The 25,258-nt window shown below is 42.5% G+C and carries 23 protein-coding genes; 22 read left to right on the top strand and 1 reads right to left on the bottom strand.

Annotation, left to right across the window (positions count from 1 at the left end; translation table 11 throughout):
* The first annotated feature begins 164 nt into the window (after positions 1-164).
* From C1A07_RS00960 to C1A07_RS00900, 13 genes are all read left to right on the top strand, one after another.
* Positions 165-1,553, top strand: a complete 1,389-nt coding sequence (locus C1A07_RS00960) for a DUF512 domain-containing protein (RefSeq protein ID WP_101875446.1) — start codon at positions 165-167, stop codon at positions 1,551-1,553.
* Positions 1,546-2,874: a ribosome biogenesis GTPase Der gene (gene der / locus C1A07_RS00955; protein WP_101875445.1), complete on the top strand. Its 1,329-nt coding sequence runs from the start codon at positions 1,546-1,548 to the stop codon at positions 2,872-2,874. The genes C1A07_RS00960 and der overlap by 8 nt, the downstream gene beginning before the upstream one ends.
* A gap of 4 nt (positions 2,875-2,878) precedes the next feature.
* Positions 2,879-3,517, top strand: a complete 639-nt coding sequence (gene plsY, locus C1A07_RS00950) for a glycerol-3-phosphate 1-O-acyltransferase PlsY (protein WP_101875444.1) — start codon at positions 2,879-2,881, stop codon at positions 3,515-3,517.
* Between the two features lie 26 nt (positions 3,518-3,543).
* Positions 3,544-4,572: an NAD(P)H-dependent glycerol-3-phosphate dehydrogenase gene (locus tag C1A07_RS00945; protein WP_101875443.1), complete on the top strand. Its 1,029-nt coding sequence runs from the start codon at positions 3,544-3,546 to the stop codon at positions 4,570-4,572.
* A gap of 142 nt (positions 4,573-4,714) precedes the next feature.
* The gene (locus C1A07_RS00940) at positions 4,715-5,959 is read left to right on the top strand and encodes an ABC transporter substrate-binding protein (protein WP_330399380.1); all 1,245 of its coding nucleotides are present in this window, start codon (positions 4,715-4,717) and stop codon (positions 5,957-5,959) included.
* Positions 5,960-6,141: 182 nt separating this feature from the next.
* Entirely contained in the window at positions 6,142-7,023 is an 882-nt protein-coding gene (locus C1A07_RS00935) for a branched-chain amino acid ABC transporter permease (protein WP_101875441.1), read from the top strand.
* Between the two features lie 8 nt (positions 7,024-7,031).
* The gene (locus C1A07_RS00930) at positions 7,032-8,099 is read left to right on the top strand and encodes a branched-chain amino acid ABC transporter permease (protein ID WP_101875440.1); all 1,068 of its coding nucleotides are present in this window, start codon (positions 7,032-7,034) and stop codon (positions 8,097-8,099) included.
* Between the two features lies 1 nt (position 8,100).
* Positions 8,101-8,859: an ABC transporter ATP-binding protein gene (locus tag C1A07_RS00925; RefSeq protein ID WP_101875439.1), complete on the top strand. Its 759-nt coding sequence runs from the start codon at positions 8,101-8,103 to the stop codon at positions 8,857-8,859.
* A gap of 12 nt (positions 8,860-8,871) precedes the next feature.
* Complete coding sequence (locus C1A07_RS00920) at positions 8,872-9,582, top strand: ABC transporter ATP-binding protein (protein ID WP_101875438.1); 711 nt, start codon at positions 8,872-8,874, stop codon at positions 9,580-9,582.
* Positions 9,583-9,632: 50 nt separating this feature from the next.
* Positions 9,633-11,105, top strand: a complete 1,473-nt coding sequence (spoIVA, locus tag C1A07_RS00915) for a stage IV sporulation protein A (RefSeq protein WP_101875437.1) — start codon at positions 9,633-9,635, stop codon at positions 11,103-11,105.
* Between the two features lie 62 nt (positions 11,106-11,167).
* Complete coding sequence (locus C1A07_RS00910) at positions 11,168-12,775, top strand: MBL fold metallo-hydrolase RNA specificity domain-containing protein (RefSeq protein WP_101875436.1); 1,608 nt, start codon at positions 11,168-11,170, stop codon at positions 12,773-12,775.
* 32 nt (positions 12,776-12,807) lie between these two features.
* On the top strand, positions 12,808-13,290 hold the full coding sequence (gene rnhA / locus C1A07_RS00905; protein WP_101875435.1) for a ribonuclease HI: 483 nt from the start codon (positions 12,808-12,810) through the stop codon (positions 13,288-13,290).
* Positions 13,291-13,404: 114 nt separating this feature from the next.
* Positions 13,405-14,127, top strand: a complete 723-nt coding sequence (locus tag C1A07_RS00900; RefSeq protein ID WP_101875434.1) for a lysozyme inhibitor LprI family protein — start codon at positions 13,405-13,407, stop codon at positions 14,125-14,127.
* Between the two features lie 291 nt (positions 14,128-14,418).
* On the opposite strand, the gene C1A07_RS00895 is transcribed toward C1A07_RS00900, so the two are convergent.
* Complete coding sequence (locus C1A07_RS00895; protein WP_101875548.1) at positions 14,419-16,095, bottom strand: IS1634 family transposase; 1,677 nt, start codon at positions 16,093-16,095, stop codon at positions 14,419-14,421.
* Positions 16,096-16,410: 315 nt separating this feature from the next.
* Between C1A07_RS00895 and alaS the strand changes: the two genes are divergently transcribed.
* The 9 genes from alaS to C1A07_RS00855 all read left to right on the top strand — a co-directional run bounded on the left by alaS (position 16,411) and on the right by C1A07_RS00855 (position 25,251).
* Positions 16,411-19,017: an alanine--tRNA ligase gene (alaS, locus tag C1A07_RS00890; protein WP_408609819.1), complete on the top strand. Its 2,607-nt coding sequence runs from the start codon at positions 16,411-16,413 to the stop codon at positions 19,015-19,017.
* A 139-nt stretch (positions 19,018-19,156) separates the two neighbouring features.
* Positions 19,157-19,333 carry a 30S ribosomal protein S21 gene (rpsU, locus tag C1A07_RS00885; protein WP_087218105.1) on the top strand — a complete coding sequence of 59 codons (177 nt, stop codon included), beginning with the start codon at positions 19,157-19,159 and terminating at the stop codon, positions 19,331-19,333.
* A gap of 129 nt (positions 19,334-19,462) precedes the next feature.
* The gene (locus C1A07_RS00880; RefSeq protein ID WP_101875431.1) at positions 19,463-19,735 is read left to right on the top strand and encodes a YabP/YqfC family sporulation protein; all 273 of its coding nucleotides are present in this window, start codon (positions 19,463-19,465) and stop codon (positions 19,733-19,735) included.
* A 20-nt stretch (positions 19,736-19,755) separates the two neighbouring features.
* Positions 19,756-21,003, top strand: a complete 1,248-nt coding sequence (locus C1A07_RS00875) for a sporulation protein YqfD (RefSeq protein WP_242972218.1) — start codon at positions 19,756-19,758, stop codon at positions 21,001-21,003.
* Entirely contained in the window at positions 20,978-21,976 is a 999-nt protein-coding gene (locus C1A07_RS00870) for a PhoH family protein (RefSeq protein WP_101875429.1), read from the top strand. Before C1A07_RS00875 ends, C1A07_RS00870 begins: the two co-directional genes overlap by 26 nt.
* 2 nt (positions 21,977-21,978) lie before the next feature.
* Complete coding sequence (ybeY, locus tag C1A07_RS00865; RefSeq protein WP_101875428.1) at positions 21,979-22,476, top strand: rRNA maturation RNase YbeY; 498 nt, start codon at positions 21,979-21,981, stop codon at positions 22,474-22,476.
* Complete coding sequence (locus tag C1A07_RS16890; RefSeq protein WP_330399378.1) at positions 22,473-23,153, top strand: DUF3048 domain-containing protein; 681 nt, start codon at positions 22,473-22,475, stop codon at positions 23,151-23,153. The genes ybeY and C1A07_RS16890 overlap by 4 nt, the downstream gene beginning before the upstream one ends.
* A 72-nt stretch (positions 23,154-23,225) precedes the next feature.
* Positions 23,226-23,603 carry a DUF3048 C-terminal domain-containing protein gene (locus tag C1A07_RS16885; RefSeq protein WP_330399377.1) on the top strand — a complete coding sequence of 126 codons (378 nt, stop codon included), beginning with the start codon at positions 23,226-23,228 and terminating at the stop codon, positions 23,601-23,603.
* The gene (locus C1A07_RS00855; protein WP_101875427.1) at positions 23,590-25,251 is read left to right on the top strand and encodes a putative polysaccharide biosynthesis protein; all 1,662 of its coding nucleotides are present in this window, start codon (positions 23,590-23,592) and stop codon (positions 25,249-25,251) included. The genes C1A07_RS16885 and C1A07_RS00855 overlap by 14 nt, the downstream gene beginning before the upstream one ends.
* Positions 25,252-25,258: the final 7 nt, after the last annotated feature.

Below are 25,258 nucleotides of genomic sequence, written 5' to 3'. Positions count from 1 at the left end.
AACACCTATACAATTTATATCATTTTTTCAGGAACACCGTCAATAGCGCCTGTCCATTTTTACAGGAGTATCTGAAAAAAAACAAGGGTTATTACAACTTTACAAAGAAATCGTTTGTTGATATGATAAATAAGAACCAGGATAAATTGGGTTAGGAGATAATTATGAATCAGGTAAAAGGACATCGGATTATGAATGTAGATCCAGGCTCTATCGGCGAGGAGCTGGAGCTGGAGCCGGGAGATTATGTAATCTCCATCAACGGAAATCAGATTGAAGATATATTTGACTATGAATATTATGTGGACAGCCCTTCCCTTATAATGGAAGTGAGAAAAGCAGACGGGGAAGAGTGGGAGCTGGAAATAGAAAATGACTATGAGGACTTGGGACTGACCTTTGAAAACGGTTTAATGAGCGAATACCGTTCCTGCTGCAATAAATGTATTTTCTGCTTTATTGACCAGATGCCTCCGGGAATGCGGGAAACCCTTTACTTTAAAGACGACGACTCCCGTCTTTCTTTTTTGCAGGGCAATTATATTACCCTTACTAATATGAAGGATAAAGATATTGACAGAATTATTAAGTTTCATTTAGCGCCTATTAACATTTCTGTTCACACTACCAATCCAGATCTAAGATGCAGGATGCTCCACAACCGCTTTGCAGGGGAGGCTTTAAAGAAAATAGACAGGCTGTTTCAGGCCGGTACCCCTATGAACGGCCAGATTGTACTTTGTAAAGGTTTTAACGACGGCCTGGAATTAGAGCACACAATTAAAGACCTGGAGAAATATGTGCCTTGTATGGAAAGCCTTTCTGTTGTTCCTGTAGGACTGTCTAAATATAGAGACGGCTTAGAGCCTTTAGAGCCATTTACAAAAGAGGACGCCTGCCAGGTAATTGATATAATTGAGCACTGGCAGAAAATCATTTATAAAAAGCACGGAATACACTTTGTTCACGCAAGCGACGAGTTTTATCTTTTAGCCGGCAGACAGCTGCCGGAGGAAGAGCGGTACGATGGTTATATTCAGCTGGAAAACGGGGTGGGTATGACCCGTCTTATGACAGAGGAAGTATGTCAGGCTTTAAAAGAGGCAGAAGGGGACGGCCGCACAGAGGAGCTGTCTATTGCCACAGGAGTGCTTCCTGCTTCCCATATAAAAATCTATGTGGAGCAGATAATGAATAAATTTCCCGGACTTCATGTCCATGTGTATCCGATTATAAACTACTTTTTCGGTGAATCTATTACTGTTGCCGGCCTGATTACAGGGCAGGATCTAATCAGTCAGTTAAAGGGAAAGCCTTTAGGCAGCCGCCTTCTGCTGCCGGAGTGTATGTTCCGCAGCGGGGAAGAGGTGTTTCTGGACGATATAACCAGGGAGGAAGTACAAAACGCTTTACAAGTACCAGTGAATATTGTAAAATCAAGCGGACAAGATTTTGTAAATACTGTTCTGAATCCTGAATGGGGAGAAAATCAGTCTTCTTATGAAGGATATGAACTAAATGATATAAATTCAGAAGGAGAATTATATGAGTAAACCAATTGTAGCCATTGTAGGCCGTCCCAATGTAGGCAAATCCACATTGTTTAACGTGCTGGCCGGAGAAACCATATCTATTGTTAAGGATACTCCCGGCGTTACAAGAGACAGAATCTATGCAGATTGTACATGGCTGGACAGAAATTTTACATTAATTGACACAGGAGGCATTGAGCCTGACAGCAGCGATATTATATTATCCCAGATGAGAGAGCAGGCGGAAATAGCCATCTCCACAGCTGATGTTATTATTTTCATTGTGGATGTGCGCCAGGGCTTAGTAGATGCAGACTCTAAAGTGGCAGATATGCTGCGCCGCTCCAGAAAGCCTGTTATTTTAGCAGTAAACAAGGTGGACAGCTTCCAGAAATTCGGAAACGACGTATATGAATTTTACAATCTGGGAATCGGTGATCCTTACCCTGTATCCGGAGCCTCCAGACTGGGCTTAGGAGAACTGCTAGACGAAGTAATCAAGTATTTTCCTGACTCCCAGGAGGAAGATGATGAAGACGACCGCCCCAGAATTGCCATTGTAGGAAAGCCTAATGTAGGAAAATCTTCTATTATAAATAAGCTGGTAGGAGAAAATAGAGTAATTGTTTCCAATATTGCCGGCACCACCAGGGACGCGGTGGACACAGCCATTGTCCACAATGGAACAGAATACGTTTTTATTGACACTGCAGGCCTTAGAAGAAAAAACAAGATCAAAGAAGAGCTGGAGCGATACAGTATTATCCGCACTGTAACAGCCGTGGAAAGAGCTGACATTGTAGTTTTAGTGATTGACGCAGTGGAGGGCGTTACAGAGCAGGATGCTAAAATCGCAGGCATTGCCCACGACAGGGGAAAAGGTATTATTATTGCTGTAAATAAATGGGATGCCATTGAAAAAAATGACAAAACCATTTATGAATACACAAAGAAAATCAGGGATACTCTGGCATATATGCCGTATGCGGAAATGATTTTTATTTCAGCAGAAACAGGGCAGCGCTTGTCAAAGCTGTATGATTTAATTGACATGGTTCGTGAAAATCAAACCTTGAGAATTGCCACAGGAGTATTAAACGAAATTATGACAGAGGCAGTCGCTTTACAGCAGCCTCCATCTGACAAGGGAAAACGGCTGAAGCTCTACTATATTACTCAAGTCTCCGTAAAGCCGCCTACCTTTGTTATTTTTGTAAATGACAAAGAACTTATGCATTTTTCTTATACCAGATATATTGAGAATAAGATAAGAGAAGCCTTTGGATTTAAAGGAACCGCTCTCAGGTTTTTAATCAGAGAAAGGAGTGGGAAGGAGCAGTAGAGCTATGGAGAGAGTAATTTGTCTGGCCCTGGGATATGCCTTCGGCCTATTTCAGACTGGTTATATGTATGGAAAGCTTCACAAAATTGATTTAAGACAGTATGGCAGCGGCAATTCAGGAACTACCAATGCCCTCAGGGTTATGGGGTGGAAGGCCGGGCTGGCTGTATTCATCGGAGATTTTTTGAAGACAGTCATTCCATGTCTGTTAGTGAGAATTCTGTTTCAGAATCAGGGTTCTATGATGTACCTGTTGATTTTGTACACAGGACTGGGAGTAATTTTAGGCCACAATTTTCCTTTTTATATGGGATTTAAGGGAGGAAAGGGAATTGCCGCCACAGCAGGACTTTTAGTTTCTGTAGACTGGAGAATTACCCTGATCTGTCTGGTGGTTTTTGTGGGCTGCGTAGCCCTTACCCGCTATGTGTCCTTAGGCTCCATTTTAGTTGTCACAGCCTTTTTAGCTGGAATGATTTACTGGGGGCACAAAGGGGATTACGGCCTGGGAAGCCAGTATTTAACAGAATTTTACTGTGTGGCTGCTTTTATTACATTAATGGCTGTCTGGAGACACAGAGCCAATATAGGCAGACTGATTCACGGCACAGAAAATAAGCTGGGGGCAAAAAAGAATGCCTGATAAAATAAATAAATTGAGGTGAAAACATGGCAAAAATTGGAATGATAGGAGCAGGAAGCTGGGGAATCGCCCTTTCTCTGCTGCTATACAACAACGGACATAAGGTTACAGTCTGGTCGGCTCTGCCTGAAGAAATAAAAGAGCTGAATGAAAATTATGAGCATCATACCCTTCCTGGAGTAAAGCTGCCTGAAACTATGATTTTTACAACTTCTCTGGAGGAAGCTATGACGGACAAGGATCTTTTGGTCACTGCAGTGCCTTCTGTGTTTGTCCGGCAGACTGCTGTGAAAATGAAACCTTTCTGTAAAAATAAACAGGTGATTGTAAACGTAGCTAAGGGAATTGAAGAGACAACTCTGAAAACATTATCTGAAATTTTGGAGGAGGAGCTTCCTGAGGCCAATATCGCCGTGCTTTCCGGACCCAGCCATGCGGAGGAGGTAAGCCGGGGCCTTCCCACTACATGTGTAACAGGGGCAAGGGAACTGCAGACTGCAGAATTCATACAAAATATATTTATGAGCCAGGTATTCCGGGTTTATACCAGCCCTGATATTTTAGGAATTGAGTTAGGAGCGGCTTTAAAAAACGTAATTGCTTTAGCGGCAGGCATTGCCGACGGCCTGGGATATGGAGATAATACAAAAGCTGCCTTAATCACCAGAGGAATCGCTGAGATCGCCCGTCTGGGCATGGCGATGGGCGGAAAGTTCCAAACCTTCTGCGGCCTGTCAGGCATTGGAGATTTAATCGTAACATGCGCCAGTATGCACAGTCGAAACAGAAGAGCCGGTATTCTCATAGGAAAAGGCTATACCATGGACGAAGCTATGAAGGAAGTAAAAATGGTGGTGGAAGGCGTTTATTCTGCCAAAGCTGCTTTGGCTCTTGCCGAAAAATATCAGGTGCCTATGCCTATTATTGAGCAAGTAAATAAGGTGCTGTTCTGCCATGAATCCGCCGCAGAAGCTGTAAAAGAACTGATGCTGAGAGATAAGACTATTGAAAATTCTGATCTTTTATGGGAAGATTTCTCCACTTTTTCTATTTAATTATTGACAAGAATTCCTTGACTATATATAATTGAACAAAACTTAATTCATAATATTTATGGTTTTTTTGCATTGATATGAATTATAGTTATAGTATGCATAACTTATTGGCATACCAAAAAAAGAAAGAGGAGGAACTATTATGAAAAAAGTATTAAGCCTTAGCTTAGCTGCCATAATGGCTGTTTCCTTAACAGCTTGCGGCGGTTCAGAAACAAAGGACGCAGCTGCAGATACTTCTAATGAAACATCAACGGCAGCTAACGCAGGAACAGAAGAGGGAGAAAGCCAGGAGACAGAAGCCGCCGCCGGCGAGACATTTAAAATCGGTGCTATCGGACCTATCAGCGGCGCTGCAGCCGTATACGGCACTGCAGTACAGAACGGAGCACAGCTGGCAGTTGACGAGATCAACGCTGCAGGCGGTATTAACGGATACCAGATTTCCTACAGCTTTGAGGATGATGAGAATGATTCCGAGAAATCTGTAAACGCATACAATACCTTAAAAGACTGGGGTATGCAGATGTTAGTAGGCACTACTACATCCACACCATGTATTGAAGTTGCAGGTCAGTCTTCTGTAGACAACATTTTCCAGATTACACCATCAGGCTCTGCAGTAGAGTGCGCGGCAGCTCCAAACGTATTCCGCGTATGCTTCTCCGACCCAGCACAGGGTATGGCGTCTGCACAGTATATTGGAGAGCACGCTTTAGCAACAAAGGTAGCTATTATTTATGACAGCTCCAGCGTATATTCCAGCGGAATTAAAGAGCAGTTTGTAACAGAGGCTGCCAACCAGAATATTGAAGTTGTTGCAGAAGAAGCATTTACAGCTGACAACAACACTGATTTCAAGACACAGCTGCAGAAGGCAAAAGACAGCGGCGCAGAATTAGTATTCCTGCCAATTTACTACACAGAGGCTTCTCTGATTCTGTCTCAGGCTAAATCTATTGATTATGCTCCATTATTCTTTGGCTGCGACGGTATGGACGGAATTCTTCAGGTTGAAAACTTCGATACTTCTTTAGCAGAGGGACTTATGCTTCTGACACCATTTGCTGCTGACGCAACAGATGATTTGACTGTAAACTTTGTAACTACATACGAAGAGAAATTCGGCGAAACACCAATCCAGTTTGCCGCTGATGCATACGATGCTGTATATGCAATTAAAGCTGCTGCTGAGGACGCAGGCATTACACCTGACATGAGCGCTTCCGACATCTGCGAGGCATTAAAGGTTTCCATGACAAATATTGCTATTGAAGGTCTTACTAACGTAAGCGGCGAGACAATGTCCTGGACTGCAGAGGGCGAGCCAAATAAAGAGCCAAAGGCTGTTGTAATTGAAAACGGCGCATACAAGGCTATGGAATAATCCATCCTAATTTTAGCATCAACCCAGGAGGGGTGTCACTATGGCAGCCCTCCTTCACTTTTCAATGATCCCCTGTGTCTAAAAAGCAAAAGCCTGTAGGACTTTTACGTTGTGACAGGCTTTTGCTTTTCAGACACACAAAGGGCAGAAACCATACAAATCAGAGAACAAGAGGTGTGAGAATGAGTTTTATATCTTATTTAATCAACGGTATCAGTCTAGGCAGTATTTATGCGATAATTGCTTTGGGATACACTATGGTATACGGAATTGCCAAGATGCTGAATTTTGCTCACGGCGACATTATTATGGTAGGAGGCTACACCGTTTTCATAACAGTCAGCGGAATGGGACTTCCTCCTGTAGTGGGAATTCTTCTGGCTGTAGTAGTGTGTACAATTTTAGGCGTGACAGTAGAGCGGGTGGCATACCGCCCTTTGCGCAGCGCTTCCCCTTTGGCAGTTCTGATTACAGCCATTGGCGTCAGCTATTTGCTTCAGAACATTGCACTTTTAGCATTCGGCGCCAACACAAAATCCTTTACGTCTGTAGTATCTGTCCCTGCAATTAAGCTGGCAGACGGAGCTCTCACTATTTCCGGAGAAATTCTTGTTACTATTATTGCTTGTATTGTGATTATGGTCTGCCTTCTCACATTTATTAATAAATCTAAGCCGGGACAGGCTATGCTGGCAGTTTCCGAGGACAGAGATGCAGCTACACTTATGGGTATTAATGTAAACGGCACCATTGGAATGACATTTGCCATTGGCTCTGCATTAGCGGCCATTGCAGGCGTTCTTCTTTGCTCTGCTTATCCGTCCCTGACTCCTTACACCGGAGCCATGCCGGGAATCAAAGCCTTTGTAGCCGCAGTATTTGGAGGCATCGGCTCTATACCAGGCGCCTTTTTAGGAGGCATTCTTTTAGGTATTATTGAAAACCTGGCAAAAGCATACATTTCATCCCAGCTGGCAGACGCCATTGTATTTTCTGTTTTAATTATTGTGCTGTTAGTAAAACCAACAGGCATTATGGGCAGAAAAATCAGTGAGAAAGTGTAGGTACAGATATGAAAAAGACAAAAGCAAAAAATAAAATCTGGTTAAATAACGCTGTCACATATGGAATGGTGATCGCCGCGTATATTTTTGTCCAGATCATGCTAAAAGGCGATCATATGTCCAGTTTAATGAAAGGCCTTCTGGTACCTCTCTGCATTTACAGTATTATGGCTGTTTCTTTAAACCTGGTAGTAGGAATTTCAGGCGAATTAAGCTTGGGACATGCAGGCTTTATGTGCGTAGGAGCATTTTCAGGCGCTTTATTCTCCAAATGCATGTCTGAGACTATTGGAAATCCTATTGTTACATTTATTATTGCAGCTTTCATAGGTGCCGCAGCCGCAGCCTTATTTGGATTAATTATCGGCATACCGGTTTTAAGGCTGAGAGGAGACTATCTGGCCATTGTAACCTTAGCCTTTGGCGAGATTATTAAAAACCTGGTAAACGTTATATATTTGGGAAGAGACGCAGAAGGCTTCCACCTTTCCTTTAAAGCGACTCCTAAGCTGGGAGAGGGAGGAGAAATGTTAATTAAAGGCGCTCAGGGCATCACAGGAACTCCGCGACTGTCCACCTTTACTATTGGAGTTATACTGCTGATTATCACCCTGTTTATTGTTCAGAATCTGGTAAATTCCAGAACCGGCCGTGCAGTTATGGCTATCCGCGACAACAGAATCGCCGCTCAGTCTATTGGCCTTTCTGTTACAAAGTACAAATTGCTGGCATTTACCGTGTCTGCAGCTTTAGCAGGTGTAGGCGGCGTGCTTTACGCCCATAACTTAACAACCTTAACAGCTCTCCCGAAAAACTTTGGGTACAACCAGTCGATTATGTTTTTAGTATTCGTAGTTTTAGGAGGCATCGGCAATATAAGAGGCTCTATTATTGCAGCAGTGGTGCTGACTGTTCTCCCTGAAATGTTAAGAGGACTGAATAATTACCGTATGCTGATTTATGCCATTGTGCTGATTCTGATGATGTTATTTAACTCTGCTCCCCAGATGATTGTATTAAGAGAACGGATTTTTGGCAAATTCAGAAAATCTGCTGAGACAAAGGAGGCTATATAATATGGCAATGCTGGAAGTAAAAAATTTAAGCATTTCCTTTGGAGGCTTAAAGGCTGTTAACGGCTTTAATATAACTATTGAAAAAAATAGGCTTTACGGCTTGATCGGACCTAACGGAGCGGGAAAAACTACAGTTTTTAATTTGCTGACAGGAGTTTATAAACCGGATACAGGGACCATTATGCTGGATGGCAAAAATATTGCTGGAAAAAGCACCATTGATATTAACAAAGCAGGTATAGCAAGAACCTTTCAGAATATCCGTCTTTTCCAGAATTTAAGCGTTCTGGATAATGTAAAAGCCGGGCTTCACAACCACAATGTATATTCAACTTTAACAGGTATTTTCCGCCTTCCTGCTTATTATGAAACTGAAAAATCTATGGACCGGCAGGCAATGGAGCTTTTAAAAGTGTTCGACTTAGACAGAGATTGGGATTATAAAGCTTCCAACCTTCCATATGGAAAGCAGAGAAAATTGGAAATCGCCAGAGCCTTAGCCACAAAGCCTAAGCTTCTTCTTTTAGATGAGCCGGCTGCCGGCATGAATCCAAATGAAACTGCAGAGCTGATGGAAACTATTCGTTTTGTGCGGGATAATTTTGATATGACAATACTGCTGATTGAGCATGATATGAAGCTGGTATCAGGGATCTGTGAAGAGCTGACAGTGCTTAACTTTGGTCAGGTGCTTACTCAGGGGGCTACGGCCCACGTATTAAATGATCCCCAGGTAATCAGCGCATATCTTGGAGAGTAGGAGGAAGTAATAATGGCAATGATGGAAGTAAAGGACCTTCAGGTGTACTATGGAGTCATCCAGGCTTTGAAGGGAATTTCCTTTGAGGTAAATCAAGGCGAAATTATTGCGCTGATCGGCGCAAACGGAGCGGGGAAAACTACAACCCTCCACACCATTACAGGCTTGCTTCCTGCTAAAGCGGGAAGTATTATGTACCAGGGAAAGGACATTACAAAGATGCCTGGATATAAGCTGGTATCTATGGGAATCGCCCATGTTCCGGAAGGGCGCCGCGTATTTGCTCATTTAAGCGTACTGCAGAACCTGAAAATGGGAGCTTACACCAGAAAAGACAAAAAGGAAATTGATTCCACTTTAGAAATGATCTATAAACGTTTCCCTCGTTTGAAGGAGAGAAAAGAGCAGCCTGCCGGCACATTAAGCGGTGGAGAGCAGCAGATGTTAGCTATGGGCCGGGCTCTAATGAGCCATCCTAAGCTGATTGTTATGGACGAGCCGTCCATGGGTCTTTCTCCAATCTATGTAAACGAGATTTTTGATATTATTCAAAGCATAAACGCTGATGGCACCACTGTACTTTTAGTAGAACAGAACGCTAAAAAAGCTTTATCTATTGCTCATAAAGCTTATGTTTTAGAGACAGGAAAAATAGTGCTTTCCGGCGACGCTAAGGAGTTAATGAACAATGACCAGGTAAAGAAGGCCTACCTTAGCGAATAAAGATATACCCCTTTGCATATACTGTATCAGCATAGCAAGGGGGTATTTTTATGGACAATTTTAATGTATACAAAGATATTGAAGCCAGAACCGGAGGAGAAATTTACATCGGCGTTGTAGGACCAGTGCGCACTGGAAAGTCTACATTTATTAAGCGCTTTATGGAACTTATGGTACTTCCGGAACTAGCGGATGAACATCAGAAAACAAGGGCCAGGGATGAACTTCCTCAAAGCGCCGCAGGAAAAATGATTATGACTACAGAACCTAAATTCATCCCCAAGGAGGCTGCTGACATTCAGCTGGACGACGGGATTCAGGCTAAGGTACGGTTAATCGACTGCGTAGGTTTTATGGTGGACGGAGCCGGCGGACATATTGAAAACGACATGGAACGCCTTGTAAAGACGCCGTGGTATGAGGAAGAAATTCCATTTACAAAGGCAGCTGAAATCGGCACCAGAAAAGTCATTGCAGACCATTCTACCATTGGAGTGGTGATTACAAGCGACGGCTCTTTTGGAGAGCTGAAACGTCAAAATTACATACCTGCTGAAGAGCGGACAATACAGGAATTAAAGGATATTGGCAAACCTTTTATTCTTCTTTTAAATTCCATGAAGCCTTTATCAGAAGAAACCTTAGCTATGGCTCAGGATCTGAAAAATAAATATGGGGTCACAGTGCTTCCTGTTAACTGCGAACAGCTGAAAAAAGAGGATATTTATCACATTTTAGAACAGGTGCTGAAGGAGTTTCCTGTAACAGAAGTAGACTTTTTCATTCCTAAATGGCTGGAGATTCTTCCTTCCTCCCATTGGCTGAAAGCCCAGGTAATTCAGGCTGTAAAGGAAATGATGAAGGACGTCAGCCAGATGAAAGATGTAGGGGACTATATTCCTGAATCCTCAGAAGCTATTACAGGAATGAAAATTCAGAATATGGAAATGTCTGACGGCAGCGTAGCTGTTAACGTAAATGTGGACGACAGCTATTACTATCAGATTCTCAGCGATTATGTAGGCATTCCCATTGAGGGCGAATACCAGCTGATGCAGCTGCTTTCCAGCATGGCAAAAATGAGAAGCGAATACGAAAAGGTTCAAAATGCTATGAGCCAGGTAAGACTAAAAGGTTATGGAGTAGTTACGCCGGAGCGGGGAGAAATTATGCTGGATGAACCTCAGGTAATTAAACACGGTAATAAATACGGTGTAAAAATGAAAGCGGAGGCTCCCTCTATTAACCTAATTAAGGCCCATATTGAAACAGAAATCGCCCCTATTGTGGGAAGCGAACAGCAGGCCAAGGATTTAATTGCCTATATTAAAGAAAATGCCAGAAACAGCGAGGACGGCATCTGGAATACAAATATATTCGGTAAATCTATTGAGCAGATTGTAGAAGACGGCATCCAGGCAAAAGTTTCCCAATTAACAGAAGAGTGCCAGCAAAAGCTTCAGGATACTCTTCAGAAAATAATTAACGACAGCAACGGCGGTATGATTTGCATTATTATCTGAGATAGGATATACTAGAAACATAAGATAAATACACACTTGAGGAATTACAGAGGAGGGGTTTTATGGAACTTATGTTTATTGGTGCGGACCATGAGGTAACAGGCAGCTGTCATTACATCCAGGCAGGCGACACAAAGCTGCTGGTGGACTGCGGCATGGAGCAGGGGCTGAATGTATATGAAAATGCAGAGCTTCCCGTCAGCTATGCACAGATTGATTATGTGCTGCTGACCCATGCCCACATTGACCATGCAGGCCTTTTGCCTTTGATTTACGCAAGAGGCTTTAGAGGTCAGGTAATTACAACAGTTGCCACTACCGACTTGTGTGATATTATGCTTCGCGACAGTGCCCATATACAGGAATCTGAGGCAGAGTGGAAAAACAGAAAGGCAAGACGGGCAGGAAAGGAAGAGACAGAGCCGCTTTATAAAATGGCTGATGCCATGGGAGTCCTTAGACACTTTTCACCCCTCCACTATGGCGAGAAGGTACAGCTAAGCGACTCTGTTACCGTTAAATTTACTGATGTGGGACATTTATTAGGTTCGGCTTCCATAGAAGTATGGCTGACAGAAGGGGACGTGGAGAAAAAAATTGTTTTCTCCGGAGATATTGGCAATAAAAATAAACCGATTATTAGAGATCCTCAGTATTTAACCAGCGCAGATTATGTAGTGATGGAATGTACTTATGGAGATCGTCTGCACAAGGCGGGATCTGACCATATAAAAGAGCTGGCTCAGATTATCCAGGAAACCTTAGATAAGGGAGGCAATGTAGTAATTCCTGCATTTGCCGTTGGACGTACTCAGGAGCTTTTATATTTTATCCGCCATATTAAAGCTAATCATTTAGTTACAGGTCACGACGGCTTTGAAGTTTATGTAGACAGCCCTTTGGCTGTAGAGGCAACCCATGTATTTTCTAAAAATCTGCTGGAGTGCTATGACGATGATACAAAAGCGTTGGTGGAAAAAGGCATCAACCCTATTGGGTTCAGAGGCTTAAAGCTTTCTATTACCAGTGATGAATCTAAAAATATAAACTTTGACGAAACTCCAAAGGTAATTATTTCCGCAGCCGGAATGTGCGATGCCGGCCGTATCCGCCACCATTTAAAGCACAATTTGTGGAGACAGGAAAGTACTATTGTTTTTGCAGGCTATCAGGCGGTTGGCACAATTGGGCGAAGTCTGGTGGACGGGGCAGTCAGCGTAAAGCTGTTCGGCGAAACTATTGATGTTAAGGCGAAAATCGTTCAGATGGAAGGCATCAGCGGACATGCAGACCAAAACGGACTGATTCAGTGGGTAAAGGCATTTGAGAAAACGCCGGACAAAGTATTTTTAGTTCACGGCGACGACAAGGTGTGCGACAGCTTTGCACAGCTTTTAAGAGATTCCTATGGCTTCCAGACAGAAGCTCCTTTCAGCGGCTCTGTGTTTGATTTAGCCAAGGGAACATGGATCACTGTTGCCCAGGGAGTTCCTGTGGAGCAGAAGGTGCCTTCTGCCGCGGCTAAGAAAGCAAGCGGCGTCTTTGCCCGTCTGGTAGCCGCCGGAGAAAGGCTGATGCAGGTGATTCTCCACAACCAGGGCGGCGCCAACAAGGATTTGGCCAAATTTGCAGACCAAATTCACTCCCTTTGCGATAAATGGGACAGATAATTCACTGACATAAAGGAGAATACAACAGGATTATGAGCAAGGTACAAATATATACAGACGGGTCGGCCAGAGGCAATCCAGACGGTCCGGGAGGCTACGGAGCAATTCTTCATTTTACAGATTCCAGTGGAGTCCTCCATGAAAAAACTATGTCCGCCGGATATGAAAGAACTACCAACAACCGAATGGAATTAATGGCGGCTATAGCCGGGCTGGAAGCCTTAAACCGCCCTTGTCAGGTGGAGCTGTATTCTGATTCCAAGTATTTAACAGACGCTTTTAATCAGCATTGGATTGACAACTGGATTCGGATGAACTGGAACAGGGGAAAAAGCGGGCCTGTAAAAAATATTGACTTGTGGAAACGGCTTTTAAAGGCAGCAGAGCCTCATCAGATTACTTTTATATGGGTAAAAGGCCATGCCGGACATCCTCAAAACGAACGGTGCGACCAGCTGGCCACCAGTGCGGCGGACGGCTCTGATCTTTTGAAAGATCCTGGCATCGATATATAAACTTCCTGGACTTATTAAGTAAATCTTACAAAATATTACCTTTTTTGGATTCCTATATCTTTTCTTTTCTGTTTATGATATCTTATTTTTATCAAAACGAGAAGGAAGTAAAGCATGAGCAAAAATCGGGGAAAACTCTTTGTTATTCTGCTTATTGTTTTCATAGGAATAGCAGTTACATTTTTTACAAATAAAATCGTGGGAGATCCGGCGACAGCAAGTACAGAATCTCAAAGCATAGTATCTTCTGTCCTTATCCCCTCCGGACAATCTTCATCTACAGAGCAGGCGGAGATTATAGAGGGCGAGGTAGGCGTAGTGGACGGCAGGCCTAAAAATAAGTCCGGCAGCGTCTCTGAGGACGAAGAGCAGGCAAAGGAAACCGTGCTTTCTCCATTAGAAGCCGCTCCTGCAGAAGATTCTGCCCCCCCCCTTGCGGAGACGGAGGCAGCTTTAGGTTATTCTTCTGAGCAGACTGTGAGCACTTACAAGCAGCGGCTGGATGAGGTCAGCGTTCAGGTGGAAAAGATGAAAACGGAAAACAGCGAATATAACCGTTATACAGCCAAAAGCATGGCCGACACAGAATTAAAGCTGTGGGACAGCGAGCTGAATCTTATATACAATGCCATATTAGACGGTATGGCTTCTGAAGAAAAGGAACCTCTTATAAAAGAAGAAAGAGAGTGGCTTTTAGAGCGTGACTTTGCAGCGGCGCAAACCTCAGAAAGCTACGGAGGCTCTATGGAAAGCGTAGAATACACAGCGTCATTAGCCGCCTCCACCAAAAGCCGCTGTTATGAGCTGGTAGAAAAATACGGAACCTATTTACAATAAGCACAAACATCATCCGTCATATAGAAACTTTTCTATATCTGTCTTGATAAATACACTTTCATATGGTACCTGACTTTGGTATCAGAGATTAAAAAATAGTGCAAACTTTAAGGTTTAGAAGGACTGCTAGCGGCAGTCCTTCTGTGTTTGTTATTATAGTTTATAATTAAAAATGGTGTTTATTTGAGTTTCAGATAGAAAGTANACCTGACTTTGGTATCAGAGATTAAAAAATAGTGCAAACTTTAAGGTTTAGAAGGACTGCTAGCGGCAGTCCTTCTGTGTTTGTTATTATAGTTTATAATTAAAAATGGTGTTTATTTGAGTTTCAGATAGAAAGTAATTCGTTAAAGGAAGATGAAATTTATCAGCTAGGTCATTTATAAAAGTACAATCCCTTGTGGTGTTTATATATTTATGTTCGCCTTTTGTTACCCTGAAATCTTTAATGAATCTAAATATATCTGAAGTTGAATATTTTTCATCCAGTATCTTAAATTGAAAAATCCTCTCTAAGAGAACTGTTAAATAGCAAATCAAAAAGTGGCCTTTAATCGTATTTTCTTTTTGAAGAAATACCGGCCGTGCATCCAGGTCTGATTTCATAATCTTAAAGGATTCTTCAATTCTCCACAGATTATGGTAAGTACAGTAAATATCCTGATCTGTCATCTGGGTTTCGGATGTGACCAGAAGATTGTATCCGGCAAGTTCGAGGTCCTTATCGATGGCAGCCTGATTAATCCTTGTTTTTGCTTTATTTCCTGTTTTATCTGTGAAATCCACATATTTTCCTGCTTCTCCAAAGTCATTCCTTTTGGCTTGTGACAGGGTAAGTGCTTTTGCTTTTTCTACAAGGCGGTTTATTTCATATCTTTTTTTTGCAGCAAGGGAAGGATTGTAGGTAACCAGGCGTTTCTCTGTAAGCATAATGGTCTGTTTTTTTCCGTTATACTCTATGGAATAAGGAAAAGTATCAATACAGCTTTTATAGCGGTATAAAAGTTTTCCGCTTTTATCTTTGACATCTTTGTAATCCTGTTCTAATAATACCCAGGTTTTTTCTGTCGAAGGCAAGGTTTTTACAGATTTTGAAAACAGATAACCATCTCCATTCTGTTTTGAAAACGCAATGTTTTGTGCACAATTAAGTCCTTTGTCTGCGACATGGATGGTTTTTCCCATGATATTGTTCCTATTTTTAAGTCCATCAATCACATCACGTAGAATGGGTTTTTCTGACTCATTTCCCGGATACATCTTCATACCGACCGGAATCTGGTTCCGATCCAAAAGGAGCCCAAGACCGATGATGGGTTCCTTTTTGTTTTCTTTGCTCGGTCCTTTTTTTCTGAAATCATCCTCCCTGTCTATTTCAAAATAGAAATTCGTACAATCAAAGTAAGAGTTTGAAGTATCCAGTCCATAAACAGCCGCAGTTTGTACAGTAAAGATCTCGATAAACTTTTCATAGTTTTCTCCCAAAAAGGCAAGACCATCAAGAAGCTGATCATAGGAATAATGCGACGAATGGTACAGATTGGGAAGCACATCGTGGAATGTCCTGTTTTTACTGCATGGGCATACACCTCTTGCGTAGACTAATGTAGAAATCAATTCATAAAGATCGAACTGAAAATCATATGTAAGATGAAAATAATTCACATACTTTTGGATTTTTAATTTCTCAAGGATTGCTTTCAGTGGAAAGTATCCAAGATAAAGAGTTGGAGAAATGTCAGAAATTTTGCGGACACCTTCTTCTTTTCGTTGCTGGTTTAAGAGAGCTACTTCTTGTTGGTAAAAAGAGATTGGATCTTCCATGCCGTTCTTTTTCAGTGTTTCTACAGAGCCAAGGGATTTGTAGCATTTGTGAGCTGCCCCCTTTTTTTCCTGATTATAAAAACTGTCATAAATCGCAAGATAAGTTCTGCCTTTTAAAGTTGTCTTTTTTAAAAAATATGCCATAGAATCCCTCCTCAAAAAGATAGCACCACTAACACTATTAGTATATCGCAAAAAAAGAATTTTGAAAAGTTTTTTTGCAATAAAAAAAGCCTTATTTTAAGGCATTTGTGAGGCTTCAGAGCAGAAAATACTCCTAAAGATTTCTAGTGCTAACTTCTAAAGACGGGACTTTTCTATATCTGTCTTGATAAATACACTTTCATATGGTACAATCGGTAAGATAAAATAGAAGGACGCTGCCAAAGACAAGGCAAATTGAGTCCTGATGGAGGATGAATCAACGTGCAGAAGTATGGTGTAAACGAACTGAGGAGAATGTTCCTGGAATTTTTTGAGAGCAAAGGACATCTGGCCCTTCCAAGCTTTTCCCTGGTTCCGCATAACGACAACAGTTTATTATTAATCAATTCAGGTATGGCGCCTTTAAAGCCTTATTTTACAGGACAGGAGATTCCGCCTAGAAGACGCGTCACCACCTGCCAGAAATGTATCCGTACAGGAGATATAGAAAATATTGGGAAAACAGCCCGTCACGGCACATTTTTTGAGATGCTGGGCAACTTCTCCTTTGGAGACTATTTTAAAACAGAAGCGATTCACTGGTCCTGGGAATTTCTTACACAGGTAGTTGGACTGGATCCGGAGCGTTTATATCCTTCTGTATATTTAGACGACGATCAGGCATTTGAGATTTGGAATAAAGAAATCGGCGTGCCAGCTGAGAAAATCTTCCGTTTTGGAAAAGAAGATAACTTCTGGGAGCACGGCGCAGGCCCCTGCGGACCTTGTTCAGAGATTTATTACGACAGAGGAGAAAAATATGGCTGCGGAAAGCCTGATTGTACAGTAGGCTGTGAATGCGACAGATTTATTGAAGTTTGGAACAACGTATTTACACAGTTTAACAACGACGGAAAAGGCAATTACACAGAGCTGGAACAGAAAAATATTGATACAGGCATGGGCCTGGAGCGTTTGGCTGTTGTAGTTCAGGATGTAGACTCCTTATTTACAGTTGACACCAATAAGGCTCTTTTAGACGCTGTATGCCATTTAGCTGACACGAAATATCAGACAGATGACAAAAAAGATATTTCTTTAAGAATTGTAACAGACCATATTAAATCATGTACCTTTATGATTTCTGACGGAATTATGCCAAGTAACGAAGGCAGAGGCTATGTGCTGAGAAGACTTCTCCGCCGCGCTGCCCGCCATGGCAGAATTTTAGGCATCAAAGGATTATTCCTGGCTGATTTAAGCAAGATTGTTATAAATCTTTCCAAGGACGGCTATCCGGAGCTGGAAGAAAAACAGGCTATGATTCTGAAAGTGCTAACAGAGGAAGAAGAGAAGTTTAACCGCACAATCGACCAGGGACTTGCTATTTTAGCTGAGATGGAAGAGGATATGCGCTCTAAAAATGAAACCGTTCTCTCTGGAGAAAATACATTTAAGCTGTATGACACCTACGGTTTCCCTGTGGATCTGACAAAAGAGATTCTGGAAGAAAAATCTTTCTCTATTGACGAGGAAGGTTTTAAAGAATGTATGAATCAGCAAAAGCAGAAAGCCAGAGCTGCCAGAAAAACTACAAATTATATGGGCGCTGACGTAACTGTATATCAGTCTATTGATCCAGAGCTGACTACAGAATTCGTAGGCTATGACCATTTAATTCACGATTCCAAAATAACAGTTCTGACTACAGAGACAGAGATTACAGAAGCTTTAACAGACGGACAGGCCGGCACAATTTTAGTGGAGGAAACTCCATTTTACGCCACAATGGGCGGACAGCAGGGAGATAAAGGCCTGATTGTCAGCGCTAACGGCCAGTTCCAGGTAGAGGATACCATTAAATTACAGGGCGGCAAGGTAGGCCATGTAGGAAAAATGGTAAAGGGAATGCTGCAGACAGGCGAAACCGTTACATTAAAGGTATGTCAGACAACTCGCCAGGCTACAGGCAAAAACCACAGTGCCACTCACCTGCTTCAGAAGGCTCTCCGCATAGTTTTAGGAGAACATGTAGAGCAGGCCGGTTCCTATGTGGACGCTGACAGACTTCGCTTTGACTTTACACATTTTTCAGCTATGACGCCTGAGGAAATCAGTCAGGTGGAACATATTGTAAATGAGGAAATCCGCGCTTCCCTGCCTGTGGAAACTCAGATTATGACTTTAGATGAAGCTAAGAAAACAGGAGCTATGGCTTTATTTGGAGAAAAATATGGAGATACTGTCCGTGTAGTAAAAATGGGAGATTTCTCAGTAGAGCTTTGCGGCGGTACTCATGTATCTAATACAAGTACTATTTCTGCATTTAAAATTCTTTCTGAGTCAGGAATTGCAGCCGGCGTAAGAAGAATCGAGGCCTTAACAGCCGACGGATTAATGAAACACTACCAGGAGGCTGAAAAAGAGCTTCACCAGGCGGCGGCGGCAGCCAAAACAACTCCTGCAGAGTTGAAAAAGAAAGTAGAGGTTATGTTGGAGGAGATCAAGGCCCTTCAGTCTGAAAATGAAAAGCTGAAAAGCAAAATGGCCAAGGATTCTCTGGGAGACGTTATGAACCAGGTACAGGAAGTAAACGGAGTAAAGGTTCTGGCAGCCAAAGTAGACGGCGTGGATATGAACGGTTTAAGAAACCTGGGAGATCAGTTAAAGGACAAGCTGGAGGAAGGCGTAATCCTTTTGGCTTCTGTACAGGACGGAAAAGTAAGCCTTATGGCTACAGCCACAGACGGAGCGCAGAAACAGGGCGCCCATGCAGGCAATTTAATTAAAGCAGTTGCCGGTCTTGTAGGAGGAGGAGGCGGCGGCCGGCCTAATATGGCTCAGGCCGGCGGAAAGAATCCTGCAGGAGTAGAAGAGGCTTTAAAGAAGGCAGTGCAGGTTATATCTGAACAAGTAAAATAAGGCAAAAATTGAATATTTTGCAAAATGTTGTTGACGAATGAAGATTTTATGATATAATCATAGCAGTGCTATAAAATACCCAAACAGTTGTTTTTTCGCACTCTAAATTATGCAACTGGAGGGAGGTTAGGTGTGAGCTATGTCAAACGTAATTGTAAAAGATAACGAAAGTTTGGACAGCGCTTTACGCAGATTCAAAAGAAACTGTGCTAAGGCTGGGATTCAGCAGGAAATCCGTAAGAGAGAACATTACGAGAAGCCAAGCGTAAGACGTAAGAAAAAGTCTGAAGCTGCAAGAAAACGTAAATTCAATTAATTAAGACCGTATCCCCGGTGAGGTTTCACCGGGGATTTTTTCGGCTCTATAGAAAAGATTCTTTTTATTTCATAATAATAGGACGCCAAAGGCCATATGATATAATGACAGTGCTGCCGGAGGCAGAAAATGGGAGATAAATTAAAAACAGCCGCTGTCTCAGCTATGAAGCTTCCAAGAGACGTATGCTTAGGAGAGCCTTTAATTTCTCTGGAAGGCAGAAGAGCAGTGCTGGTAGAAAATTATAGAAAGATTTTATTTTACAGTGAAGGTCAGGTAAAAATTCAGTCTAAAACAGGTATTATTTCTATTTGCGGTAAAAAACTAAAAATTGAATATTATGATGATGAAGAAATGAAGATTTCCGGCTGCATCTCTTCTGTCCAGCTGGACGGAAATTAAAAAAGAAGGGAGCTGACTTGGTGGTAAAATTAAAACATTATTTAAACGGATATCTGAAGCTTCATTTAACAGGATTTTCACCAGAACGTTTTTTTAATATGTGCCGGAAACACAACATTGAGGTGTGGAACCTGGAATGCCGTGAAGATGGCTATGAATGCGCCATGACAGTAGACGGCTTTTTAAACTGTAAGCCTCTTGTAAAAAAATCAGAGGTAAAAGTCAGGATACAAAAAAAATTGGGCCTGCCTTTTTTTTTATACAGGAATAGACGGCGTAAGCTGTACTTTTTAGGAGTATTTTCATTTTTTCTCATACTTTATATGATGTCCCTTTTTATTTGGAACATCACCCTTTCCGGGAATTACAGATATACCTCGGATACTTTAATAAAATTTATGAATGAAGAAGGAATCCGCTGCGGCATGAAAAAATCTCAGATGGACTGCGATTATCTGGAAAGCGCAATCAGAACTGAATTTCCTGAAATCACCTGGGTTTCCGCTCAGGTATCAGGAACCAGACTGTTGGTTAAAATAAAGGAAAACGACGTGCTTTCCTCTATCCCAATCAAAGACCAGTCTCCCTGCGATTTGGTGGCTGAAAAAAGCGGTGTAATAACTAAAATAATTGTGCGCTCTGGCAAAGCCTTAGTAAAGCCTGGAGACCAGGTAGAAGAAGGCCAGGTATTAGTCCAGGGCCTTATTCCAATTACAGATGACAGTGAACAAGTAGTAGCAGAAAATCCGGTTCATGCCGACGCAGATATTTTTGCCGCCACAGAATATAAAACAGTACGCACATTTTCAGGCTGGAACGTGCTGGAAATGGACACAGGAAGGAAACGGCACGGCTTTTTCCTTCAATTTGTTCAATTTGCATTTCATTTTCTCCCTCCTAAAAGTCAGGAATCTAAGTGGAAATTTACTATGGAGGAGCATCAGCTGACCTTATTTGAAAATTTTTACTTGCCTGTATATTGGGGGATGATTCACGGAAAAGAATACAATACTTATGAAAGACCCTATACAGAAGAAGAAAAAAATGATTTAAAGGACAAAATCAATATACAGTTCCTGGAAAATTTACGTGAAAAAGGGGTGCAGATTACTGAAAATAATGTTAAAATACAAGAGAACGGCCTGGAGTTTACAATAACTGCCTGGGCGGCAGGAGAAGAATCTATCGGCGCTGCCAGACCATTTATACCGATTAACGACACAGAGGAGATTAACAAAACAGATGAGCGTAGTGGAAACAATGATTGATATTCCTGCAGAACATGAAAGAAATGTGTGCGGGCAGTTTGACAGCTATCTGAAAAAGATAGAACGGACTCTTCATGTGACTATGATTGCCAGAGACGGCGCTCTCAAAATTATAGGACCGGAAGATACTATACAAAAAGCAAAAAGCGTATTCAGCAATCTGATTGAGCTTTCCAAACGGGGCAATACTATTACAGAACAAAATGTAGACTATGCATTGTCCCTGTCCTTTACGGAAAAAGACAGTCAGATTTTGGAAATTGACAAAGACATTATATGCCGTACCATTAACGGCAAGCCTGTAAAGCCTAAAACTATGGGACAAAAGCATTATGTAGATACCATCCGGAAAAAAATGATTGTTTTCGGCGTGGGACCGGCGGGTACAGGAAAAACCTATCTGGCCATGGCTATGGCAATTCAGGCTTTTAAAAACGGAGATGTAAACAGAATTATTCTCACCAGGCCTGCCATTGAGGCGGGAGAGAAGCTGGGCTTTCTGCCAGGAGATCTGCAAAGTAAAATAGACCCTTATTTAAGACCGCTCTATGACGCCCTATATCAGATCATGGGGGCAGAAAGCTTTCTCCACAACTCTGAAAAGGGACTGATCGAGGTAGCTCCTTTGGCTTATATGAGAGGGCGTACCTTAGACAGCGCATACATTATTTTGGATGAAGCGCAAAATACTACTCCTGCACAGATGAAAATGTTCCTTACCAGAATTGGTTTTGGCTCCAAGGTAATTGTCACCGGAGACCAAACACAAAAGGATCTGCCTGCAGGGGCTGTGTCAGGACTGGATATGGCCATGAAAATCCTTCATAAAATTGACGATATAGGATTTTGCCAGTTGACGAACAGCGACGTGGTCCGCCATCCTCTTGTTCAAAAAATTGTACAGGCCTATGACGATTATGAGGCTAAGGCCAATAAAAGCAGTGTGCGTCCTAAGCGCAGACGGGAGAAATAATTATGACTATTAATATTGAATACGAAGGAGAAGAGAAGCTGAATATTCCATATGAGCAGATTATTAATGAAGTGATTGAAGAAGCTTTGGATTATGAAAGCTGTCCTTATGAGGCGGAGGTTAACGTGATTCTCACTGACAACGAAAGCATCCGTCAGATTAATCTGGAATACCGCCAGATAGACAACCCTACGGACGTTCTGTCTTTTCCTATGGTAGATTATACCACCCCCTCTGATTTTGACCATGTAGAGGAGCAGGCGGAGGATTATTTTAATCCTGAAACAGGTGAATTAATGTTGGGAGATATTGTGGTTTCCATAGATAAGGTAAAGGAACAGGCGGAAAAATACTGCCATTCTCAGGAAAGAGAGCTGGCATTTTTAGTTGCCCACAGTATGCTTCATCTTTGCGGCTACGATCACATGGAAGATGGCCAGCGGGAAGAAATGGAAAGGAAGCAGGAAGAAATTCTGGAAAGAAGGGGTTACAGAAGATGAAATGGTGCCTAAAAGGATTTGCTGTTATCTGTTTGTTGATTTTGCTGCCGGGATGCGGAAAAAAAGAAATTCCGGCAGTATTAACAGAGCCGTCTGCTGTGGAGACAAGTCCCCAGAAGCCGGTGGAAGTGACAGCGGCAGAGGAGCCGGAAACCCGGCCTGAAGAAAATCCTTTAGAGCCCTTAGAACGCCAGGAGATTAACGGGCAGATTCAAAGCTATTTAACAGGAGAAATGGTGCCTGTTTCCCAGGGCAACCGCCGTCCTATTGCAGTGATGATCAGCAATGACAAGGAGTCTCTGCCTAATTACGGATTAAGCCAGGCCGGCGTTGTTTATGAAGCTCCTGTGGAGGGGGACATGAACCGATATATGGCTCTCATTGAAAACTATGACAGCTTAGACAGAATCGGTTCTGTGAGAAGTGTGAGAACCTACTACATTTTTTTTGCCAGGGAGTTTGACGCCATATGTGTTCACTACGGCCAAAGCACCTTTGCAAAGCCTTATCTCCAGTATATAGATGATATTAATGGTATGGAGGGAGTTGGCGGGGCCGCATTTTACCGCAGCTCTGACAGAAAAGCGCCTCACAATGCCTATACCAGTTTTGAGAAAATCCAGACAGCCATATCTGCCTATGGCTTCCGTCAGTCCTATGACTCTGAGTATAAGTGACATTATCTGTTTGCCTCAAAAAATCATCCTGCAGTTTTTAATCAGCCGGATGTAATGGAGGCCTACCGCGTTGTGCCCGGATATAAAATGAACAACCCCTGGTTTGAATACCATGAGGACGACGGCTTATATTACAGGTATCAGTACGGAAAGCTCCACGAGGACAGTCAGGGACCTTTGGCTGTAAAAAATATTATTATTCAGTACTGTCAAAGCGGCTACTATGCCACGACCCCTTACTTAAATATTAATGTTCATACAGACGAGTGGGGCTATTATATCAGTGAGGGAAAGGCGATTCCTATTCACTGGTCTAAAGACGGAGAGTATGGAGTGACTCATTACTATGACACTCAGGGACAGGAGATTTTTCTGAATCCTGGTAAAACCTGGGTCTGCGTCATATCAACAAAAGACACAGCAAGGACAGAAATTCATGGAAAAGAATAGAACAAAAACCAGAAGTAAAACCACAAATTTTGTAGTGCAGGGAAGTATTTTAGCCATTGCCGGCATCCTGGTCCGCCTTATTGGCATGGTGTACAGAATCCCTCTGATTAATATTATCGGCCAGGAGGGAAACGGATATTATACCTCTGCCTTCAGCGTGTATTCTATTTTACTTATTATATCCTCCTACAGCCTGCCTGTGGCAGTGTCTAAAATGGTAGCTGCCAGGCTGGCCAGGGAGCAGTACAGAAATTCCCTTAGAATTCTAAAATTGGCTTTGATTTACGCCACTGTTGTGGGAGGGCTGGGAGCCGCAGTTTTGTGGTTCGGGGCAGAAACCTTTGCTTTGGCCCTTAAAAAGCCATTTTGTAAATATGCTTTAGAAACTTTAGCTCCTACTATCTGGATTATGGCTTATTTAGGAGTTTTAAGAGGCTATTTTCAGGGAAAGGGCACTATGGTTCCCACAGCCTTTTCCCAGATTTTAGAGCAGATTATTAATGCGGTAATCAGTGTATTTGCCGCCTATCATTTATTTGCAAAGGGCGTGATCGCCAACGCTGTACATGACGAGACCGCCTATTCTTATGCCTACGGCGCTGCAGGCGGCACTATTGGAACAGGAGCAGGGGCTTTGGCCGCCTTTCTGTTTTTCCTGCTTCTGACCTTGTCCCAGAGAAAAAGGATGAGGCGGCGGGCTGCCAGAGATAAGTCTGGGAAAATCGAATCTTACGGTAAGCTTACTACAGCGCTGACCTTTACCATTCTGCCTATTGTGCTCAGCAGTACTATCTACAATATTAGTTCTGTAGTGGATGATTATTTGTTCAGCGACGGTATGGCTAAAATGGGCGTGGCCACAGTAACTATTGTCTCCTTGTGGGGAATTTTCGGGCAGTACCACCTGCTGTTTAACATTCCTGTAGCTATTTCCAATGCGCTGTCATCTTCTCTGATTCCGTCCCTGTCCAGAGCAGTCGCTGCCAGAGACAGGAAACAGGTAAAGGCCAGAGTTGCTTTGGCTATACGTTTTTCCATGATTATCGCCATCCCTTCTACAGTGGGAATGACAATACTGGCAGGACCGGTAAACAACCTTTTGTTTGCAGGCACTGAAAATACTACCTTAATTAAGCTGACTATGGCCGGTTCCCTGGCTGTGCTGTTTTTCTCCCTGTCTACAGTGACAAACGCCATTCTCCAGGGCATCAACCACATGAATATTCCCCTGAGAAATGCATTCATCTCATTGATTATTCATGTAGCGGCTTTGCATGTTATGCTGCGCACATTTAATTTTGGTATTTACAGCGTAGTATTTGCAAATATTATATTTGCTTTTATTATGTGCATTTTAAATGCCTTAGCAATACGCAGATATTTAAGATACAGACAGGAGCTGAAAAAAACTTTTATTCTGCCTACAGTGGCGTCAGCCTTTATGGGGGCCACGGCCTACGGCGTATACCGCCTTACATTTACTTTGATTCACAAAAATTCTGTCAGCGCTATCCTTGCCATTATAGCGGCGGTATTCGTGTACGGAGTGCTGCTTATACGCCTTAGATGTATTGAACAGGAGGAGCTGAAAAGTATGCCTATGGGCGGAAAAATTATCAGAGTGTCCAAAAAACTGCATTTACTGTAAAAATTGT

This window comes from Lachnoclostridium edouardi (assembly GCF_900240245.1).
GTDB classification, from domain to species: domain Bacteria; phylum Bacillota; class Clostridia; order Lachnospirales; family Lachnospiraceae; genus Lachnoclostridium_A; species Lachnoclostridium_A edouardi.
Note: the sequence above shows the minus strand (reverse complement) of the source record. Positions and strands in the feature narration are given on the sequence as shown.

Coding starts and splice junctions, on each gene's coding strand:
- C1A07_RS00960 (WP_101875446.1), top strand. CDS start 165: ATGAATCAGGTAAAAGGACATCGGATTATGAATGTAGATCCAGGCTCT.
- der (WP_101875445.1), top strand. CDS start 1,546: ATGAGTAAACCAATTGTAGCCATTGTAGGCCGTCCCAATGTAGGCAAA.
- plsY (WP_101875444.1), top strand. CDS start 2,879: ATGGAGAGAGTAATTTGTCTGGCCCTGGGATATGCCTTCGGCCTATTT.
- C1A07_RS00945 (WP_101875443.1), top strand. CDS start 3,544: ATGGCAAAAATTGGAATGATAGGAGCAGGAAGCTGGGGAATCGCCCTT.
- C1A07_RS00940 (WP_330399380.1), top strand. CDS start 4,715: ATGAAAAAAGTATTAAGCCTTAGCTTAGCTGCCATAATGGCTGTTTCC.
- C1A07_RS00935 (WP_101875441.1), top strand. CDS start 6,142: ATGAGTTTTATATCTTATTTAATCAACGGTATCAGTCTAGGCAGTATT.
- C1A07_RS00930 (WP_101875440.1), top strand. CDS start 7,032: ATGAAAAAGACAAAAGCAAAAAATAAAATCTGGTTAAATAACGCTGTC.
- C1A07_RS00925 (WP_101875439.1), top strand. CDS start 8,101: ATGGCAATGCTGGAAGTAAAAAATTTAAGCATTTCCTTTGGAGGCTTA.
- C1A07_RS00920 (WP_101875438.1), top strand. CDS start 8,872: ATGGCAATGATGGAAGTAAAGGACCTTCAGGTGTACTATGGAGTCATC.
- spoIVA (WP_101875437.1), top strand. CDS start 9,633: ATGGACAATTTTAATGTATACAAAGATATTGAAGCCAGAACCGGAGGA.
- C1A07_RS00910 (WP_101875436.1), top strand. CDS start 11,168: ATGGAACTTATGTTTATTGGTGCGGACCATGAGGTAACAGGCAGCTGT.
- rnhA (WP_101875435.1), top strand. CDS start 12,808: ATGAGCAAGGTACAAATATATACAGACGGGTCGGCCAGAGGCAATCCA.
- C1A07_RS00900 (WP_101875434.1), top strand. CDS start 13,405: ATGAGCAAAAATCGGGGAAAACTCTTTGTTATTCTGCTTATTGTTTTC.
- C1A07_RS00895 (WP_101875548.1), bottom strand. CDS start 16,095: ATGGCATATTTTTTAAAAAAGACAACTTTAAAAGGCAGAACTTATCTT.
- alaS (WP_408609819.1), top strand. CDS start 16,411: ATGTTCCTGGAATTTTTTGAGAGCAAAGGACATCTGGCCCTTCCAAGC.
- rpsU (WP_087218105.1), top strand. CDS start 19,157: ATGTCAAACGTAATTGTAAAAGATAACGAAAGTTTGGACAGCGCTTTA.
- C1A07_RS00880 (WP_101875431.1), top strand. CDS start 19,463: ATGGGAGATAAATTAAAAACAGCCGCTGTCTCAGCTATGAAGCTTCCA.
- C1A07_RS00870 (WP_101875429.1), top strand. CDS start 20,978: ATGAGCGTAGTGGAAACAATGATTGATATTCCTGCAGAACATGAAAGA.
- ybeY (WP_101875428.1), top strand. CDS start 21,979: ATGACTATTAATATTGAATACGAAGGAGAAGAGAAGCTGAATATTCCA.
- C1A07_RS16890 (WP_330399378.1), top strand. CDS start 22,473: ATGAAATGGTGCCTAAAAGGATTTGCTGTTATCTGTTTGTTGATTTTG.
- C1A07_RS00855 (WP_101875427.1), top strand. CDS start 23,590: ATGGAAAAGAATAGAACAAAAACCAGAAGTAAAACCACAAATTTTGTA.